The sequence below is a fragment of the Halomonas sp. DQ26W genome (genome assembly GCF_003339685.1).
In the GTDB taxonomy this organism is placed as follows: domain Bacteria; phylum Pseudomonadota; class Gammaproteobacteria; order Pseudomonadales; family Halomonadaceae; genus Halomonas.
The window spans coordinates 1-1,970 of sequence record NZ_QPKI01000060.1; the positions used below are offsets into that span (position 1 = coordinate 1).

Consider the following 1,970-nt stretch of genomic DNA (forward strand, 5'->3'; position numbering starts at 1 on the left):
TCGGGGTTTTTGGAATAAGTGCCTGACGATGACCTACTCTCGCATGGGGAAACCCCACACTACCATCGGCGCTGATCGGTTTCACTGCTGAGTTCGGCATGGGATCAGGTGGTTCCCAAACGCTATGGTCGTCAGGCAAAACTGGTCGGAATCATGCTGACGTGATCGTCTCGCGTCGAATTTGTCGACGGCGTATCCGCAATTGCGCGCGTAATGCGCAGACCCCTTGGGGTTATATGGTCAAGCCTCACGGGCAATTAGTACCGGTTAGCTCAACGCCTTGCAGCGCTTCCACACCCGGCCTATCAACCAGCTGGTCTTGCTGGGCCCTTTAGGAGGCTCGAGGCCTCGGGGACGTCTCATCTTGAAGGGGGCTTCCCGCTTAGATGCTTTCAGCGGTTATCCTGTCCGCACATAGCTACCCGGCAATGCCACTGGCGTGACAACCGGAACACCAGAGGTGCGTCCACTCCGGTCCTCTCGTACTAGGAGCAGCTCTTCTCAAACGTCCAACGCCCACGGCAGATAGGGACCGAACTGTCTCACGACGTTCTAAACCCAGCTCGCGTACCACTTTAAATGGCGAACAGCCATACCCTTGGGACCGACTTCAGCCCCAGGATGTGATGAGCCGACATCGAGGTGCCAAACACCGCCGTCGATGTGAACTCTTGGGCGGTATCAGCCTGTTATCCCCGGAGTACCTTTTATCCGTTGAGCGATGGCCCTTCCATACAGAACCACCGGATCACTAGAACCTACTTTCGTACCTGCTCGACGTGTCTGTCTCGCAGTCAAGCACCCTTATGCTCTTGCACTCACTGCACGATTTCCGACCGTGCTGAGGGTACCTTCGTGCTCCTCCGTTACTCTTTAGGAGGAGACCGCCCCAGTCAAACTACCCACCACACACTGTCCTCGATCCGGATAACGGACCTGAGTTAGAACGCCAATGATGCCAGGCTGGTATTTCAAGGTTGGCTCCACCTGAACTGGCGTCCAGGGTTCAAAGCCTCCCAGCTATCCTACACAGGCAACATCAGCGTCCAGTGTGAAGCTATAGTAAAGGTTCACGGGGTCTTTCCGTCTAGCCGCGGGTACACAGCATCTTCACTGCGATTTCAATTTCACTGAGTCTCGGGTGGAGACAGCGTGGCCATCATTACGCCATTCGTGCAGGTCGGAACTTACCCGACAAGGAATTTCGCTACCTTAGGACCGTTATAGTTACGGCCGCCGTTTACCGGGGCTTCGATCAAGAGCTTCGCCCGAGGGCTAACACCATCAATTAACCTTCCGGCACCGGGCAGGCGTCACACCCTATACGTCCGCTTACGCGTTTGCAGAGTGCTGTGTTTTTAATAAACAGTTGCAGCCACCTGGTATCTTCGACCGGTTCATGCTCCAGGCGCAAGGCCCTTCACACTACGCCGGCGTGCCTTCTCCCGAAGTTACGGCACCATTTTGCCTAGTTCCTTCACCCGAGTTCTCTCAAGCGCCTTGGTATTCTCTACCTGACCACCTGTGTCGGTTTGGGGTACGGTCCCACATGATCTGAAGCTTAGAGGCTTTTCCTGGAAGCGTGGCATCGATGACTTCAGCACCGTGGTGCCTTCGTCTCGCTTCTCGGCCTTCTCATTGAAGAGAGTGATCCGGATTTTCCTGAATCACTGGCCTACAAGCTTTCACCAGGACTACCAACGCCTGGCTCACCTAGCCTTCTTCGTCCCCCCATCGCAACCATGTGAGGTACGGGAATATTGACCCGTTTCCCATCGACTACGCCTTTCGGCCTCGCCTTAGGGGCCGACTCACTCTGCTCCGATTAGCGTCGAACAGAAACCCTTGGTCTTCCGGCGGGGGAGTTTTTCACTCCCCTTGTCGTTACTCATGTCAGCATTCGCACTCGTGATACCTCCAGCAGACTTCTCAATCCACCTTCATCGGCTTACACGACGCTCCTCTACCGC

The 1,970-nt window shown here is 55.4% G+C and carries 2 rRNA genes; both read right to left on the reverse strand.

Features of this window, described 5'->3' with window-relative positions:
• Nucleotides 1–20: 20 nt before the first annotated feature.
• Nucleotides 21–136, reverse strand: a 5S ribosomal RNA gene (rrf, locus tag DU490_RS16850).
• Nucleotides 137–236: 100 nt separating this feature from the next.
• Nucleotides 237–1,970: ribosomal RNA gene (locus DU490_RS16855) — 23S ribosomal RNA — on the reverse strand; the annotation flags it as partial.